This is a genomic window from Fundidesulfovibrio sp. (genome assembly GCF_058402725.1).
Window position 1 is genome coordinate 22,808 of sequence record NZ_JBZVFJ010000013.1, and the last position, 17,464, is coordinate 40,271.

The 17,464-nt window shown below is 70.2% G+C and carries 13 protein-coding genes; 8 read left to right on the forward strand and 5 right to left on the reverse strand.

Features of this window, described 5'->3' with window-relative positions:
* Positions 1–3 precede the first annotated feature (3 nt).
* Complete coding sequence (upp, locus tag ACV4UX_RS03315; RefSeq protein ID WP_491591912.1) at positions 4–630, reverse strand: uracil phosphoribosyltransferase; 627 nt, start codon at positions 628–630, stop codon at positions 4–6.
* A gap of 336 nt (positions 631–966) precedes the next feature.
* Between upp and ACV4UX_RS03320 the strand changes: the two genes are divergently transcribed.
* Both ACV4UX_RS03320 and ACV4UX_RS03325 read left to right on the forward strand, forming a co-directional pair.
* Positions 967–2,238, forward strand: coding sequence for a DEAD/DEAH box helicase (locus tag ACV4UX_RS03320; RefSeq protein WP_491591913.1), 1,272 nt, complete (start codon positions 967–969; stop codon positions 2,236–2,238).
* On the forward strand, positions 2,204–2,902 hold the full coding sequence (locus ACV4UX_RS03325) for a hypothetical protein (protein WP_491591914.1): 699 nt from the start codon (positions 2,204–2,206) through the stop codon (positions 2,900–2,902). Before ACV4UX_RS03320 ends, ACV4UX_RS03325 begins: the two co-directional genes overlap by 35 nt.
* Before the next feature lie 172 nt (positions 2,903–3,074).
* Here ACV4UX_RS03325 and ACV4UX_RS03330 read toward each other — a convergent pair whose 3' ends face one another.
* Together ACV4UX_RS03330 and buk are read right to left on the reverse strand one after the other, a co-directional pair.
* Positions 3,075–4,343, reverse strand: coding sequence for a hypothetical protein (locus tag ACV4UX_RS03330; RefSeq protein ID WP_491591915.1), 1,269 nt, complete (start codon positions 4,341–4,343; stop codon positions 3,075–3,077).
* A 71-nt stretch (positions 4,344–4,414) separates the two neighbouring features.
* A complete protein-coding gene (gene buk, locus ACV4UX_RS03335; RefSeq protein ID WP_491591916.1) occupies positions 4,415–5,494 on the reverse strand; it encodes a butyrate kinase in 1,080 nt (359 codons plus the stop codon).
* Positions 5,495–5,674: 180 nt separating this feature from the next.
* Here buk and ACV4UX_RS03340 point away from each other — a divergent pair, with 180 nt between their 5' ends.
* Positions 5,675–6,772, forward strand: a complete 1,098-nt coding sequence (locus ACV4UX_RS03340) for a DUF362 domain-containing protein (protein WP_491591917.1) — start codon at positions 5,675–5,677, stop codon at positions 6,770–6,772.
* Between the two features lie 157 nt (positions 6,773–6,929).
* Here ACV4UX_RS03340 and phoU read toward each other — a convergent pair whose 3' ends face one another.
* Positions 6,930–7,595: a phosphate signaling complex protein PhoU gene (phoU, locus tag ACV4UX_RS03345; protein ID WP_491591918.1), complete on the reverse strand. Its 666-nt coding sequence runs from the start codon at positions 7,593–7,595 to the stop codon at positions 6,930–6,932.
* A 32-nt stretch (positions 7,596–7,627) separates the two neighbouring features.
* Positions 7,628–8,377, reverse strand: a complete 750-nt coding sequence (locus tag ACV4UX_RS03350; RefSeq protein ID WP_491591919.1) for a hypothetical protein — start codon at positions 8,375–8,377, stop codon at positions 7,628–7,630.
* 76 nt (positions 8,378–8,453) lie between these two features.
* Here ACV4UX_RS03350 and ACV4UX_RS03355 point away from each other — a divergent pair, with 76 nt between their 5' ends.
* The 5 genes from ACV4UX_RS03355 to ACV4UX_RS03375 form a co-directional block, all read left to right on the forward strand.
* The gene (locus ACV4UX_RS03355; RefSeq protein WP_491591920.1) at positions 8,454–10,787 is read left to right on the forward strand and encodes an ATP-binding protein; all 2,334 of its coding nucleotides are present in this window, start codon (positions 8,454–8,456) and stop codon (positions 10,785–10,787) included.
* A 4-nt stretch (positions 10,788–10,791) separates the two neighbouring features.
* A complete protein-coding gene (locus ACV4UX_RS03360; protein WP_491591921.1) occupies positions 10,792–11,187 on the forward strand; it encodes a response regulator in 396 nt (131 codons plus the stop codon).
* Between the two features lie 71 nt (positions 11,188–11,258).
* Positions 11,259–13,772, forward strand: coding sequence for an ATP-binding protein (locus ACV4UX_RS03365; protein ID WP_491591922.1), 2,514 nt, complete (start codon positions 11,259–11,261; stop codon positions 13,770–13,772).
* Complete coding sequence (locus tag ACV4UX_RS03370) at positions 13,769–17,143, forward strand: PAS domain S-box protein (RefSeq protein WP_491591923.1); 3,375 nt, start codon at positions 13,769–13,771, stop codon at positions 17,141–17,143. Before ACV4UX_RS03365 ends, ACV4UX_RS03370 begins: the two co-directional genes overlap by 4 nt.
* A gap of 96 nt (positions 17,144–17,239) precedes the next feature.
* A partial coding sequence (locus ACV4UX_RS03375) for a helix-turn-helix domain-containing protein (protein ID WP_491591924.1) occupies positions 17,240–17,464 on the forward strand: 225 nt, incomplete at its 3' end.

A 17,464-nucleotide genomic window follows, 5' to 3' on the forward strand; every position in this document is an offset into this window, starting at 1 on the left:
CCTTTATTTGGTTCCGAAAATCTTGTCGCCCGCGTCGCCGAGCCCGGGCAGGATGTAACCCACCTCGTTGAGGCGCTCGTCGACGGCGGCCACGTAGACGTGCACGTCGGGGTGCGCGGCCTCCAGCCTGGCTAGGCCCTCGGGGGCGGCCACCAGGAAGAGACCCTTGATCTTCTTGCAGCCCGCCTCCTTGAGGAGGTCGATGGTGGCGATGAGCGTGCCGCCCGTGGCCAGCATGGGGTCCAGGATGAGCGCCGTGCGCTTCTGGATCTCCTTGGCCAGCTTCACGTAATACTGCACGGGGGCCAGGGTCTCCTCGTTGCGGTACATGCCCACCACCGAGACCTTGGCCCCGGGGATCATGTCCAGCACGCCGTCCATCATGCCCAGGCCCGCGCGCAGGATGGGCACCACGGTGATCTTCTTGCCCTTGATCTGCTCCACTTCCACGGGTCCGGCCCAGCCCTGCACGGTCTTCTTCTCGGTCTTGAGGTCCTTGGTGGCCTCGTAGGTCAGAAGCCTGGCCACTTCCCCGGCCAGGTCGCGGAAGCTCTTGGTGCTCACGCCGTCCTGACGCAGGATGCCCAGCTTGTGCCGCACCAGGGGATGATCGACCACGGTTACCGGCATGCCCCCCTCCTTCGTTGATGATTTGTCAAACGCGCAAAACTTTGGAATTTTGCCGACTGAAAGGGTAGAGGTCAAGGGGGTGCGCGCGCGGGAATCGTCAGGGACGGCCCCATCGACGCTTGACATCCCCCCCGAAAGGCTTACACAGAGTCCTGGCGCACCCAAGCGCCCCGGCATGACTGCCTGCGAGGCGGAGGCCAGCTGCAAGCCCCGCCCATCCCAACCAGACTGCACCTGCCGCACCACCAGTTTCCCCGTGAGAGCCTTCCTGACCGCGAAAGCAGCAAAGCGCGTCACGCCAGCTCTTCGCCGTCAACGCGAACCCAAGGATTTCCATTGCAATTCGACGATTTCGATCTCCATGCCTCCATTCTCGCCAATGTTGCCAAGCAGGGCTACGAAACCCCCACCCCCATCCAGCGTGAAGCCATCCCCCATGTGAAGGCCGGACGCGACGTGATGGGCCTGGCCCAGACCGGCACCGGCAAGACCGCCGCCTTCCTGCTCCCCATCATCGACCGCTTCCTGCGCGAGCCCAAGCCCCTGCGCGGCTCCGCCCGCTGCCTCGTTGTGGCCCCCACCCGCGAACTGGCCGAGCAGATCGCCCAGAGCGCCAAGGACTACACTGCCGGCATGCGCATGCGCACCGTCACCGTCTACGGCGGCGTGGGCCTCGCCCCCCAGGCCTCCAACCTGCGCCGCGGCGCGGACATCGTGGTGGCCTGCCCCGGCAGGCTCCTGGACCACCTCAACCAGGGCAACGCCAACCTCTCCGGCGTGGAAGTCCTGGTGCTGGACGAAGCCGACCACATGTTCGACATGGGCTTCCTCCCCGACATCCGCAAGATCCTGGCCAAGCTCCCCGCCGAGCGCCAGACCCTGCTTTTCTCGGCCACCATGCCCGATTCCATCCGCGGCCTGGCGGGTGAGACCCTCAAGGACCCGGCCCTCGTGAAGATCGGCCACGCCAAGCCCGCCCAGACCATCGAGCAGCGCCTCTACCCCGTGCCCCAGCACCTCAAGACCAAGCTGCTGCTCAACCTGCTGGGCAACGCGGACGACGGCTCCGTGCTCGTCTTCGCGCGCACCAAGCACCGCGCCAAGCGCCTGGCCGAACAGCTCTGCCGCCAGGGACACCAGGCCGCCTGCATCCAGGGCAACCTCTCCCAGAACCAGCGCCAGAAGGCCATGGACGGCTTCCGTGACGGCCGCTACTCCGTGCTGGTGGCCACCGACATCGCCGCCCGGGGCATCGACGTCTCCCGCGTGGCCCACGTGATCAACTACGACCTGCCCGACACCCCCGAGACCTACACCCACCGCGTGGGCCGCACCGGCCGCGCCGAGCGCGAGGGACAGGCCCACTCGCTGGTCACCCACGAGGACACCTCCATGGTCCGGGCCATCGAACGCCTGCTGGGCAAGGCCATCGAGCGCCGCAAGGTGGAAGGCTTCGACTACGGCGCGGCGGCCCCCGATCGCGACACCGAATTCCACCGCCCCCCCCCTGCCCGGACGCGGACAGGCCCGCGCCCCCAGGCCCCAGGCCGCACAGCCCGCCCGCCAGGGCGGCATGGCCGCCAAGCCCGGCGCGCGCCAGGGCGGTGAACCAGCCAGGGCTCCCCGCCAGGACGGCGAAGCCGCCAGGGCGTACCGGCAGGGCGGCGAAGCCGCCAGGGCTCCCCGCCAGGGCGGCATGGCCGCACAGGCGGGCACGCGCCAGGCCTACGAACCCCGCCCCCAGGCCCAGCCCAAGCCCCGCCCCCAGGCTCCCATCCAGGCTCAGGGCATCGACGAGGACTCCATCGGCAACCGCATTCCCGCCCGCCAGGGCCATGGCGGCAAGCCCCGCCAGAGCGGCGGGGAGGGCAACATCACCCGCCAGGGAGGCGTGATGGCCGCCGCGTCCGTCGACGACGCCCAGGAGAAGAACTACAACACCGAGGCCGCCTCCCACAGTCTGGTGAGCGGCTGGCTCGGCCAGGACAACTTCGTGATGGTGCAGCCGCCCCAGCCGCGCATCCACGGCGACTACGAGGGCAACAACGCCGGGAACCGCAACGCCGGACGGGGCGTCAGGCGCGCCGGAAGCCAGTCCGGGGAACAGGGCAACTCCTACGGGGGCGGCGGGTTCTACGGCCGCGCCACCGAGGTGGCGGGCAACGCCAACCGCTACCAGGACAAGCGCCGCAAGGAGGCCTCCGGCAACGGCCCCCGCGCGGGCCAGGGCAACCGCCGCGGCACGCGCCGGGGCGGCGGCCAGAGCGCCTAGCTCCCGACGCCCGGCGGGATGACTCCCGCCGGATCACGACGTAACGAAAAAGGGCCTCACGGCCCTTTTTTCGTTGCCGCATCCCCGGAGACAGGCCTTGCGCGGGCGTTTCCCGACGGCTAAGCCGCCAGGCTCCAGGCTACGGCCAACCCGGCAGGAAGCGCCGCCCGTCTCAGAAATCCTCGTCCAGGAGTTCCTTTCCGGCCTTCTCGCGCACGGTCCAGCCCTTGGCCGCGAAGAGAGCGCGCACCTTCTGGCTCACCGTGCCCGTCACCCACAGTTCCACCAGCCCCGCGCCCACGCGCTCGCGCCCGGCCTCGATGTCCGAGGCCAGGCGGGCCACGTCGGCGGTCCAGCAGAGGTGGTCCAGGGGGAAGCAGAGCACCAGCCTGCCCGAGGCGGCCTTGGCCCCGGCCAGCCGTCCCAGGGCCACGAAGCCCTTGAGGGCGTCCACCTTGCGGGCGTAGCCCGCGTACATGCGGGCCATGCGCGTGCGGAAGAGGGCCTGGTCCTGGTTTTCGGTGGAGGCGTCCAGACGAAGGAACACGTCCAGCCCTCCGGGGCCGCCCATGGCCGAAAGAGCGCGCACCGTGAGGGTCTGCTGGGTAGGCGTGAACTCCCGGTTGTCCATGAAGGCGGTGGCGGGTCCCGAGGGCGTCTTCAGGCGCTCCAGGTCGGCGCGGTTCTTCATGCGCAGATCGCTGGGAGGCTGGGCCAGGTCCACCTCGCCCAGCCAGTTCACGCTGGAGACGCCCGACACCGCCAACCCCACGCCTCCCGGAATCAGGGCCTTCAGGCCCATGGAGGCCAGTTCCCCGGTGTATCCGGCGGCGGCCAGGTCCGAGAGTCGCTTCCGCAGGGGCTCGTTGGTGGTGTAGGGGTCCACCCCGAAGGCCACGGCCAGCGTGCGCCGCGTGGAGGCGAAGCCCGTGATCTTGGCCCCCGTGGAGTCTTCGTGGTTGCTGGGCGGGCTGCCGGAGAGGCCCTCCTCGGCGCGCGCGAAGAGCTTGCCCACGCCCGAGGCGGCGCTCTCCAAGGTTTCCACCGGCGAGGTGACCAGGTTGGCCACGCCCTTGAGCACGCTCTCGCCCCCCTCCAGCACGCCCTTGCCGAACTGTTCGCCCCCGGCGACCTTGTCCATGGCGGCCATGGCCTCGAACTCGCGCACGCGCGCCGCAAGCAGCGCCGTGGAGACCACGCGGTACGGCCCGTAGCGCGAACGCACCCGGTAGGTGTTCATGTAGCCGTCGTTCTCCACCTGCTCCTCCACGCGATGATGCGGCCCGGAGAGCAGTTCCGGGGGCAGGATGCGCGAGGCGCTCAGGTTGTAGGGGGTCTCGAAGGCTTCGGAGGGCTTGGCGGCGCGCGCCGCAGAAGGGCAAAGGAGAAAGGCCAGGGCGAGAAGGAGGAGCGGGTGGCTGAAGGCGCAAGGCCGGGGCATCGGGGGTCCTTCTCGCTGGAATGTGACCGGGAGGGGGCGATGCTTCGGATAGCGAAGGAACGGGGGCCGCGTCAACCGCCGTCCGTTCCCGGCGGGTAGGAGCGCACGGGGGCCTGCCCCGCGAGGGCCAGTTCTGCCCAGCGGGCCATGGCCTCCAGCTCCTCCAGGCCCGTGACCGCCACCAGCGGGGCCAGGGCCTGCGTGAGCCGTCCGATCTCGCCCGTCAGCCAGGCGGACCGGGCCATGCCGCCCGTGAGCACCACCGCGTCGGGCCTGCCCTCCAGGGCCGCGCCCGTGGACCACAACGCCCTGGCCACGCCGTAGGCCATGGCGCGCAGCACCAGGCCCGAGCGGGCGTCGCCCGCCTCCATGGCCGCCTGGGCGGCACGCAGGTCGTCCGTGCCCAGCAGCCCCAGGAGGCCGCCTCCGCGCTCGATCTGGCGGCGCAGGTCGGCCGGGGAGCGCTCCCCGCGCTCGATCAGGTCCAGGACCGGAAGCAGGGGCACGGCTCCGGAGCGCTGGGGCGTGAGCGGCCCCTCGCCGTCGATGGCGTTGGTCACGTCCACGACGCGGCCCAGACGGTGCGCGCCCACCGAGACGCCCCCGCCCAGATGGGCCACGGCCAGCCGGGCGGACGCGTAGTCCAGGCCCAGGCGGCGCGCCGCCTCGCGGGCCGCTCCGCGCTGGCTCAGGGCGTGGAAGATCACCCGGCGCTCCACCCCTGGCAGCCCCGTGACCCGGGCCGCGTCCTCCATTTCGTCGGTGACGGGCGGATCGGCGATCACGGCCGGGCACCCGGCGCGACGCGCGTACTCCCGGGCCATGAAGGCCCCCAGGTTGCTGGCGTGCTCGCCGCGAGGGGCCAGGCGCAGCTCCGCGAGCATGGCCTCGTCCACGGCCCAGACCCCGCCGGGCAGCGGGGCCAGGAAGCCGCCGCGCCCGATGACCATGTCCAGGGGGCCGACCTCGCCCAGGAGGGCGTCCAGGGCGGCCATGCGCGCGGGCAACTGGTCCGTCACGCGCGCGAAGCGGGCCAGTTCCCCGGCGGGATGCCCCGCCTCCACGGAGCGTTTGAGCGCCCCGTCCTCGAAGAGGGCGGCCTTGGTGGAAGTGGAGCCGGGGTTCACGGCCAGGACGCGCGCGTTTGGCATTGGCGCAGTGTGGGGCAAACGGGCCGCGCGGTCAACGCCCCCGACCAAGCCCGACGGCTAAGCCCCCACGCCCGCGCCCGCGCCGAAGAAGGGACGGGGCCTGCCCGCCGCGGTCCCCGCGCCCTTGGCAGTCCCGCGTCCCGGGCGTATGCTGCGCCGCACCCCAAGGAGGCCCACGCCATGCCCACCGTGATGACCCGCGCCGCCGACTACCAGGACTGCCTGGACGCCGTGCGCCGCGCCTTCGAGCTGTTCCCCCTGCCCCTGGCCGGGGCCAGGGTGATGATCAAGCCCAACGTGCTGCGCCCGGCGCGGCCCGAGGAGGCCGTCACCACCCATCCGGCCGTGCTGGAGGCCGTGGTGCGCTGCGTGGAGGAGCGCTCCCCGGCCTGCGTCACCGTGGGCGACAACCCCGGCCTGCACGGCTACGGGGCAAACGAGGCCAGCTTCGAACGCTGCGGGCTCATGGAGGCCGCGCGCGGCCACTACCGCAACATCGGCCAGGACGCCGTGGAGGTCCCCTTCGCCGAGGAATACGGCGGCAAGCTCCAGGTGTCGCGTGCCGTGATGGAATCCGACGTGTTCATCAGCGTGCCCAAGTTCAAGACCCACGGGCTCACGGGCATCACGGGGGCCGTCAAGAACAGCTACGGCATCCTGCCCGGGGCGCAGAAGGCCCAGCTGCACCGTCTGGCCGGTGGGCACGAGCGCTTCCACCACGTGGTCGCGGACGTTTTCCGGCTGCGGCCGCCCGATCTGGTGATCATGGACGCCGTGCTGGGCATGCAGGGCAACGGCCCCGCCTCCAAGGACCTGCGCTGGGTGGGCCGCGTGCTGGCCTCGGACTCGGCCGTGGCCCTGGATGCGGTGATGGCGCGCATGATGGGCGTCGACCCCGGCCGCCTGCCCTTCCTGGTCCGCGCCCGGGAGCTGGGCCTGGGCTCCTTCGACCCCGCCGACGTGGAACTCGACGGCGAACTCCTGCTGCTGGAAGGCTTCCGCCATCCTCCCCTGGACGACCAGGCCCAGGGCCACGCCGACGGCCTGCGCCGCATCCTGGAGGAGCGCGCCCTGGCCCGCCCCGTGGTGGACGCCGCCGCCTGCACCGGCTGCGGCACCTGCGCGGCCCAGTGCCCGGCCCAGGCCCTCGACATGGAGGACGGGCTGCCCGTGGTGGACGCGCAGGCCTGCATCGCCTGCTACTGTTGTCAGGAAATGTGCCCGGAAAAAGCCATCGCCCTCAAGGCCCCGCAATGCCCGGGGTGCGCCGGACGCTGAGGCCTAAAAGACTGTTGAAAAAGTCGATTCTTGCAACCTGTTCAAAAAACTCGCTGGCAAGGCGCAGGGGAAAAGCCAAGCCCGAAGCGTATTTCCTATACGTGAGGGTTTGGTTTTTTCCCGGCAACGCAGCCAGCGAAGATTTTTCAACAGGTTGCTAGGCCCCGGCGCACCCGGCGTGCTTGAGGTCGCGCCCGTCCACGATGAAGCCCACGCTCTCGGCCACGTTGGCGCAACGGTCGCAGACGCGTTTGACCGAGTAGGCCACGAAGGAGAGTTGCAGGGAGCGCTCCATGGCCTCGGGCCCGGTGACCATCAGGGCGGAGAGTTCCCGGAAGGCCCTCACGTGGAGCCCGTGCACGGCCAGATTCTCCTCGCGCACCGCCCGGGCCAGTTCCGCAGAGCCCTCGGTCCAGGCGCGGCGCGTGGCGGCGTAGAGCTCCAGGCAGGCCCCGGTCATGGTCCACAGGGCGGGTGTGTCCGCGAGCGGCGGGCTCTCCAGCAGCACGAGGCTGCGCTCCGCGATGTTCACGGCCTCGTCCGCGATGCGCTCCAGGTTGGAGGCCACGCGCATGGACCCCACCAGCAGCCGCAGGTCCCGGGCCACGGGCTGGCGCAGGGCCAGCAGGCGCAGACAGAGCCTCTCGGCGCGGCATTCGAGGGAATCCACGGCGTCGTCGTTGTCCATGCATTCCTGGGCCGGAGCGGCCTGGCGCTCCCGCACCGAGCGCAGGGCCTTCTCCAGCGACTCCCCGGCCCTGGCCGTCATTTCGCCCATGAGCACCCGCAGCCTGAGCAGTTCTTCATCGAATTCGTTGTGCATGCGTTCTCCAGCCCCCCGCGCCGACCGTTACGTCAAACGCCTCTGCGGTTCAAGAACCAACCCCGCAGCGCGGAGCCCGCCAGGATATCCACGTCCTCGCCGGGAGCCGCCGCCAGGGTCCTGCCGGGAAGGGCGTGCACGCAGGCCTTGTTGAGGAAAACCACCCGTCTGGCCCCGGGCGGCGCGCCCGCCAACAGCGCGGCGGCCACGGCCTCCAGGGTCCGGGCGTCCACGGCGTTTCCTGGGGAGAGGCCGACCGCCCCGCACAGGGCCAGGGGATCGGCCGAGGCCTCGTCCAGGGGCATGCCCAGGGCGTCCAGGCCCAGCACCGCCACCACCACGTCGACCCACGCGGGCGCGGGCGCGATCGGCCCCCCCGGCAGGGGTCTGCCCCCCGAGGCCCCCAGCTCCACGAACACCCTGTGCGCCCCGAAGCGCACGGCCAGGTCGGGAATCTCGGCCGGGTCCAGAGCCTGGGCCAGGCCGGTTTCCGGGTCCGCGTCCCTGGCCAGGGTGAGCATGGTGTAGGCCTGGGGCCGCCCGCCCCGGGCCGTGAGGAAGGCGTTGCGACCCGGCAGGGGCGAGCCCTCGGAGGCCGCCAGGAGCACGCGCTCGCCCCATCCGGCCATCTGCCGCGCCAGGGCGCGCATCAGGGCCGTCTTGCCGCCAGCGCCCAAGAGCGCCACGAAGCGCTCCTCCGGCTTCAGGAATTCGCGCAGGGGGCGCATGCCCGCGCCGGGAGCCTGCTCCGCGCCCTGCCCCGCCGAAACGCCGCGAAACACGCCCCTGCGGATGACATCGCCGAAAAACTTGGATATGCTTGCGGAAACCAGAGAACCCTCCAGCCGGGAGCACGCGTTGACTGCCGTCGCTCAAGCCCTCGCCTGGCTCCTTGTAGTCCTGTGCTGCCTCCCCGCGCAAGCCGTCCGGGCGGAGCACGCCGCCGCGTTCTCCGGCAAGGTGCTGCTCCTGCACTCCTACCACGCGGGCTTCCCCTGGACCGACGAGATCCAGGCCGGAGTGCTCGCCGAGTTCCGCCGCCAGGACCCCAATTTCGAGCCCTATGTGGAGTTCCTGGACTGGAAGCGCTTCCCCAGCAAGGAGAACCTGGACACCCTGGCCCAGGCCCTGGCCCTCAAGCACGCGGGACGCCGCTTCGACGTGATCATCACCTCCGACAACGCCGCCCTGCTCTTCGCGCTGAACCACCGGGCCGACCTCTTCGGGGACGCCCCCGTCGTGTTCTGCGGCCTCAACGGCTTCTCAGACGCCCTGATCGCCGGCCACGGCCAGGTGACGGGCGTCACCGAGGAGATGGACGCCGAGGGCTCGCTCAAGGCCGCGCTCACCGTCTTCCCGGACCTGAAGCGCGTCTACTGCCTCCTGGAGGACACCGAGAGCGGTCTGGCCGAACGCCGCGAGATCGTCACCGCCGCGCGAGCGTTCCAGGGCCGCCTGGAGCTGGTGTTCCTGGACAACGCCTCCCTGGACGAGACCTTCCGGTTCTGCGGCCCCGACCAGTCCGGCGAGGCCATCCTGCTGCTGGGCAGCTTCGGGCGCGACCGCGCGGGGCGCATCTACCCGGACTTCGCCGTGGACATCCTTTCGGCGGCCTGCTCCGTGCCGGTGTTCGTCATGTGGGACTTCCTCATGGGCAAGGGGGCCTTCGGCGGCAGCGTGCTCTCGGGCAAGCTCCAGGGCCGCGAGGCCGGACGCCTGGCCCTGCGCGTGCTCTCGGGCGAACGCGACATCCCCGTGACGCGCACCCCGCCCACCCTGACGATGTTCGACCACGACCAGTTGCGCCGCTTCGGCGTCCCCACGAGCGTCCTGCCCCGCGACAGCCTGCTGGTCAACGAGCCCGTGAGCCTGCTGGACCGCCACCGCCAGGCCATCCCCGTGGTGGTGGCCTCCATGATGATCATGGCCGGGGCCATCGTGGCCCTCTCGTTCAGCGTGCTGGCCCGCAGGCGCGCCGAGCGCAACCTGGAGCGCGCCCAGGCCATGCTCTCGGCCATCATCGACCAGAGCCCGGCGGGCATCATGGTGGCCGAGGCCCCCGACGTGACCCTGGCCATGGCCAACCCCGAGGCCGTGCGCATCATGGGCATCCGCTCCGAACCCGGAGAGCCCGTGAGCTACCTGCGCGAGGGCGACATCGACTGGGTCTGCCGCCGCCCCGACGGCGAGCCCTACAAGACCTCCGAACTGGCCCTGCCAAGGACCATCCTGGACGGCGCGGAAATCGACAACGTGGAGATGCGCGTCACGCGCCACGACGGCCTGGAGTCCTGGATCCTGCTCTCGGGACGCCCCATCCGCAACCGCCACGGCGCCATCATCGCGGGCATGGTGGTCTTCTCCGACATCTCCGCGCGCAAGCGCATGGAGGACATGGTCATCCAGTCGGAGAAGATGGTCTCCCTCGGGGGACTGGCCGCAGGCATGGCCCACGAGATCAACAACCCCCTGGGCATCATCGTGCACTCGGCCCAGAACGCCCTGCGCCGCATCTCCCCCGGCCTGCCCGCCAACGAGGCCGCCGCCGCCCAGGCCGGGGTGGACCTCACCGCCGTGCACGCCTACCTGGAGGCGCGCCACATCCCCTCCTACCTGGCCGACATCGTGGACGCCGGACACCGCGCCGCGCGCATCGTGCGCTCCATGCTCAACTTCAGCCGCCCCCGGGGAACCCAGCGCGCGCCCCTGCGCGTGCGCGGCCTGCTGGACAAGGCCGTGGAGCTGGCCCAGTCCGACTGGGACCTCAAGAAAGACTACGACATCAAGAAGGTGCGCTTCACCTACGCCGACTCCGCCCAGGACCCCTCGGGACACTTCGTGGAAACCGAACTGGTCCAGGTGTTTCTGAACATCGTCAAGAACGCCTGCCAGGCCATGGCCTCCAAACGCTACGCGGAGGGCCAGGAGCCCGAGGTGCGCTTCGACGTGCGCGTGGACGGCGAGGACATCGTGGCCGAAATCCGCGACAACGGCCCCGGCATGGACGAAAAGACCTGTCGGCGCGTCATGGAGCCCTTCTTCACCACCAAGAAGGTGGGCGAGGGCACGGGGCTTGGCCTGTCGGTCTCCTACTTCATCGTCACCAACTCCTACGGCGGCGCGTTGGACGTGTGTTCGGACCCCGGCGAGGGCACGACCTTCACCGTCCGCCTGCCGCGAGGGAGGGCTTAGCGCCATGGCCGAACCCGTCGTGCTTGTCATCGACGACGAACCCCAGCTGCGCAGCAACCTGCGCGACTGCTTCGAGGACTACGGCTTCACCGTGCTCACGGCCATCTGCGCCGAAGACGCCCTGGAGATGCTCCTGCGCGAAAAGGTGGACGCCTGCACCGTGGACATCCGCCTGCCCGGCATGACCGGCAACGAGTTCATCGCCCAGGCCAGCCGCATGCGCCCCCAGCTCAAGTTCGTGATCTACACCGGCTCCTGGAACTACGAAATCCCCGGGGAACTGGCCCGGGTCGGGGTCACCCCGGAGGAGATCTTCAACAAACCCTGCGAGGACCCCGAAATCATCGCCAGGACCATCGAACGCCTGATCGCCCGGGGGGCCGCCGCTCCCCGGCACTGATCTCCCGCAGTTTCTGGCGCGTTCGGGGTTTCGGGTTGAACATCGCCGTTTTTTCGCCAATAATGTACTCCATGCTCCCAACCCGGCATGCCCACGTCCCCCCCACGCGCCGATCCCGCGCGGCCTGGACAGCCCTTCTGGCAGTCCTGCTGGCGCTGACGACTCTCCCGATCCCGGACGCGGCGGCCCCGGCCAGGGCCTCCCATCGGCCCGCGTCCATCACCGTGGTGATCGACGACAACTACCCCCCCTACATCTTCCGCGCCGAGGACGGGCGCATCCAGGGGCTGCTGCCGGACGCCTGGGAGCTCTGGTCGCAAAAGACCGGCGTCAAGGCCGAGGTGATCGCCACCGACTGGGACAAGGCCCAGCAGATCATGCGCCAGGGCGGCGCCGACGTGATCGACACCATCTTCCACAACGACCAGCGCGCCAAACTCTACGATTTCACCAAGCCCTACGCCACGCTGGAGGTCCCCGTCTTCCACCACGAGAGCGTGAGCGGCATCACGGGCGTGGAGTCGCTCAAGGGGTTCGAGGTGGGGGCCAAGGCCGGGGACGCCTCCCTGGCCATCCTGGCCCGCTCGGGCATCGCCGCCGTGCGCGAGTACCCGAGCTACGAGGCCCTCATCCTGGCCGCCGGGCGCGGCGAGGTGAAGGTCTTCACCGTGGACAAGCCCCCGGCCCTCTACTACCTGGCCAAATACAACCTGAGCGGCCAGTTCCGCTACGCCTTCACGCTCTACACCGGCGAATTCCACCGGGCCGTGCACAAGGGGCGCGACGACCTGCTGGCCCTGGTGGAAGGGGGCTTCGCGGCCTTCACCCCCCAGGAGCGCGAAGCCCTGGACCGCAAATGGCTGGGCACCCCCCTGGCCGATTCCCGCCTGTGGCGCATGGCCGCCATCGCCCTGGGAGCGGCCGCCGTCCTGGTGCTGGCCCTGGCCTGCTTCAACCTGGCCCTTCGGCGCAGGGTGCGCGCCAAGACCGCCGAACTGGCCCGCCTCGTCGAGGAACTTGCCCGCAGCGAGGAGCGCTGGCAGTTCGCCCTGGAGGGCTCCGACGACGGCGTCTGGGACTGGAACGTCCTCAACGGCAAGGTCTATTTCTCGCCGCGCTGGAAATCCCAGCTGGGCTACGCCGACCACGAGGTGGGCGACGGCTTCGACGAATGGCGCACCCGCGTGCACCCCGACGAACTGGACCTTGCCCTGGAGCACGTGCGCGAACACCTGGAAGGCCGAAGCCCGGTGATCGCCATGGAACTGCGCATGGCCTGCCGCGACGGCTCCTACCGCTGGATCCTTTCGCGCGGCAAGGTGATGGCCCGCACGCCCGAGGGCAAGCCCCTGCGCGTTCTCGGCACCCACGCGGACATCACCGCGCGCAAGCAGGCCGAGGAGGCCCTGCGCAAGGCCCTGGCCTTCAACGAGGCCATCCTGGAGCATTCGCCCGTGGGCATCCAGGTGTTCGAGCCCGACACCGGAACCTGCGTGCTCTCCAACCGGCGCGCGGCCCTGATCCTGGGGCTGCCGCCCGGGTGCACGCCGCCCCCGGGCTTCGGCCAGGTGGACGCCTGGGATCAGGAGGACGTGCGCCTCCTGGCCGAACGGGTCATGGCCGGGGAAGGCCCCCTGAGCCTGGACGTGCGGCCCCCGCGCCCCGGAGGCCGGCCCGCCGTGGCCGCCTGCACCTTCGCCCGCGTGGGGTTGGAGAACGGCGCATGCCTCCTGGTGATCTCCGCCGACGTCACCGAGCGCGCGCGCATGCAGGAGATGATGATCCAGTCCGAAAAGATGCTCTCCGTGGGCGGACTGGCCGCGGGAATGGCCCACGAGATCAACAACCCCCTGGCCAGCATGCTCCAGAGCATCCAGGTGGTGCTGCGGCGCATGGAGGGCCGGGGCCAGGCCGACGAGCAGGCCGCCCGCGAAGCCGGATGCACCCTGGGTTCGGTGAGGGGCTACATGGAGGCCCGGGAGATCCCCCTGCTCCTGCGCGGGGCGCGGGAGGCCGGGGCCAGGGCCTCGGCCATCGTGGCCGACATGCTCGACTTCGCCCGGCGCTCCGGCGCGGGCAAGGAACACGTGAGCCTTGCCGACATCCTGGACAGGGCCCTGGCCCACTGCGCCGCCGAATGCGGGCAGACCGGACGCTGCGATTTCGCCCGCATCGAAATCCTGCGCAAGTACGAGCCGGGCATGCCCCCCGTGCCCTGCGTCGCCGGGCAGATCGAGCAGGTGGTCGTGAACGTGCTGCGCAACGCGGCCCAGGCCCTGAACGCCCCGGACCGGACGTCAGAGGCCGCGCGCATCGTCGTCAGCGTGTGTTCCGAGGGGAGCATGGCCCGCATCGAGATCCAGGACAACGGCCCCGGCATGGACGAACAGCAACGCCGCAAGGCCTTCGACCCCTTCTTCAGCACCAAGGCCCCCGGCAAGGGCACGGGGCTCGGGCTGGCCGTGTGCTACTTCATCATTACGGCCAACCATTCCGGTTCCATCGAGGTGGAGTCCCCCCCCGGAGGCGGCGCGCGGTTCGTGGTCCGCCTGCCCTTCTCGCCCCTCCAGGAGGCCTCCCCGTGAGCCGCCCCCCCGACCTCTCCGTGCGCGCGAGCCTGCTGCTGGTGGTCCTGGCGGCCATCGCCCCCGCCCTGGGCATCATCCTGCACGACGGAGCGGTCCTGCACGAGCACCTCACCGAGGACGCCTCGCGCAACGCCTTGCGCGCGGCCGTATCCATCGGAGAGATGCAGGAACGACTTACTGCGGGAACCCGCCAGCTTCTCGGGTCGCTGGCCGCCATGCCCGAGGTGCAGCACGGCGACGCCGACGCCAGTTCCTCCATCTTTTCCAGGCTTTTGGCCGTCAACCCCAGCTACGTGAACATCCTGCTCACGGACACCGAGGGCAACATCCTGGCCTCGGCCCTGCCCTTCGAGAACGTGAACCTCTCCGACCGCAAGCACTTCCGGGAGGCCATGGCCCAGCGCGGCTTCGCGGCGGGGGAGTACATCGTCAGCCGCACGGCCAACGAGCCTGTCTTCCCCTTCGCCCAGACCGTTCTGGACGCCCTGGGGCGTCCCGTGGGCCTGCTGGTGGCCGCAATCCGCCTCTCCGCCTACGAAGAGCTCACCCGGCAGCTGAACCTGCCGCCGGGCTCCATCCTGGGCATCACCGACCACAAGGGCCTGCGCATCTTTTTCTCTCCGCAGGCCGTCACCAACCCCCTTGGCAGGCCCATCCGCCAGGAGGTCTGGCGGGCGGTCTCCGCCGGGCCGGACGAAGGCGTGGTGCGCCTCATGGGCTCCGACGACATGGAGCGCTTCTACGCTTTCAAGCGCCTGCGACTGATCCCGGGCGGCGCCGCCTACATGACCGTGATGATCGGCATCCCCCTGGAGCAGGCCCTGGCCCAGGCCCGCCAGGCCACCCGGAACAACCTCGCCCTGCTCGCGGCGGCCGCCGCCCTGGCCCTGATCCTGGCCTGGACCCTGGGCGACTACGTGATCGGACGCCGCCTCAACCGCCTTGCCGACACCGCCGGGCGCATCGGCCGGGGCGACCTGGAAGCCCGGACCGGCCAGCGCCACGGCCGCTCCGACCTCGGACGCCTCGCCGCCGCACTGGACGCCATGGCCGGACTCATCCAGCAGCGCCAGGACGAGCGCGACCGCGCCGCGCGCGCCCTGCACGAAAGCGAAACCCGTTACCGCAACCTCTTCGAGCAGTCCCTGGACGCCATCTCCATCATGGAGGGCGACCCGCCCCGTCTCACGCTGGTCAACCAGGCCTTCGCGGACCTCACCGGCTACACGGCCGAAGAGGTCTACGCCATGGACTCCCAGCGCATCTTCGGCATCATCCACCCCGAGGACCGCGCCCTGGTGCGCTCCAAGCTGGCCGACCGCGCCGCCGGGCTCATCCTGGAGGCCCGCTACGCCTTCCGCATCCTGCGCAAGGACGGCCAGACCCGCTGGCTGGACGTGTCCGGGCGCTCCGTGCTCCTGGACGACGGACCGCCCAACGTGCTCTCGGTCTATCGCGACGTGACCGGCCGCAAACTCGTGGAGGAGGCCCTCGCCCGCAAGGACGCCCTCCTGCGCGCCATGCTGCGCAACCTGCCTTTCGACTTCTGGGCGCGGGACCCGCAGGACCGCGTGATCATGCAAAGCGACGAGTCCTTGCGCCTCTGGGGCGACCTGGGCGCCGCCAGCGCCGACGAGGCCGGCGTGTCCAGGGACGTGCAGGACGCCTGGAACGACGTGAACCGCCGCGTCCTGACGGGCGAAGTGGTGGAGGGCGAACGCCGCTACGACACCGAGGACGGCCGGGAGGGCATCTACCACTCCATCGTGGCCCCCATCCGCGAGGGCGGCGACATCCTGGGCATCCTGGGCATCAACATCGACCTCACCGAACGCCGCCAGGCCGAAGAGGCCCTGCGCGAGAGCGAGGAGCGCTTCCACCTTTTCATGGAATGGCTCCTGGCCGCCGTGTTCATCAAGGACGCCGACGGGCGCACCCTCTTCGTCAACACCTACCTCAAGGACCTCTTCGGCTGGGACGACCCCCTGGGCAGGACCAGCGCCGAACTCTTCCCGCCCGACGTGGCCAGTCGCATCGACGACGACGACCGCATGGCCATGGCGGGCAAATACCGCCGCGTGGTGGAAACCTTCCAGGACTCCCACGGCCGCGAACGCTGCTTCGAGACGCACAAGTTCGCCATCCCCACCCGCTCCGGCCGCGAACTGCTGGGCGGCATCGGCATCGACATCACCGAGCGCAGGATGGCCGAGGAGGAGCTCGCCCGGCAGAAGAACCTCCTGAACTCCGTGGTGGAAGGCACCAGCGACGCCGTCTTCGTCAAGGACCAGCAGGGCGTCTACCTGCTGGCAAACTCCGAGACCGCCCGAGTGCTGGGTCGTAGCGCCCACGAGGTGGTGGGTCACTCCGACGCGGACTTCTTCCCGCCCGAGGAGGCGCGCCTGATCCGGGAGCACGACACGGCCGTCCTGGCCATGACTCAGTCGCGCCAGTTCGAGGAAACACTCTCAACCTCCCAGGGTGAACGCGTCTTCCTGACCACCAAGGGCCCCCTGCGCGACGAGCAGGGCCGCGTCACCGGCATGTACGGCATCTCCCGCGACATCACCGAGCGCAACAAGGTGCGCGAACTCATGGTGCAGACCGAGAAAATGATGAGCGTGGGCGGGCTTGCCGCAGGCATGGCCCATGAGATCAACAATCCCCTCTCGGGCATCCTCCAGAACGTGCAGATCATCCGCCGCCGCCTCACCGAGAACATCCCCGCCAACGAAGAGGCCGCCGCCAGGGCCGGTTGCACGCTCGCGGCCATCCGGCTCTACATGGAGTCGCGCGACGTGCTCCACTTCCTCGACTCTGTGCGCGACGCCGGAAGCCGCGCCGCCTCCATCGTGGCCACCATGCTCGAATTCAGCCGCACGGGAGATCAAAGCAGGCCGCTGACCGACCTCAACCAGCTCCTGGACAAGGCCCTCGAACTCTGCGCCACGGACTACGACCTGAAAAAGAAGTACGACTTCCGGAACATCCGCATCGATCGCCGCTACGACCCGCAGCTGCCCCCCGTACCCTGCAAGGAAAACCAGATCCAGCAGGTGCTCATGAACCTCCTGGCCAACGCCGCGCAAGCCATGCGCGACACGGCCCGACCGGCCATCACCCTCACGACATCCCGCGAAGAGGGCTTCGCCCGCGTGGACATCGAGGACAACGGCCCGGGCATGACCGAAGACGTGCGCAAGCGCATCTTCGAGCCCTTCTTCACCACCAAGCCCGTGGGCGAAGGCACGGGCCTGGGCCTCTCGGTCTCCTACTTCATCGTGGTCAACAACCACGGCGGGAGCGTGGAGGCCGTCTCGCGCCCGGGCAAGGGCGCGCGCTTCATCGTCCGTCTCCCCCTGGCCTGATCCGGCTGGCCGGTCGGCCCGGGTCTCACGCCTCCCAAGTCCGCCTCTCGCGGCAAGTCGACCCTCCCGGGCTGATTGCTTGACGCCGTCAGCCCCTTGCCCTACGATTCCAACTATGGCGCGCTCAATTCCATATGGTGGAATCTCCAGGTGACTTCCCTGGACAAGGCCCTTGTCCTGCTGGATGCCCTGGCCGCGCGGGGCCGCGCCGGAGTGGGCGAACTGGCCCGGGCCACGGGCATGCCGCCCTCCACCGTGCACCGCCTGCTCGCCGTGCTGACCCCCCAACGCCACGTTCGCCAAGAACCCGGCCCACGGGAC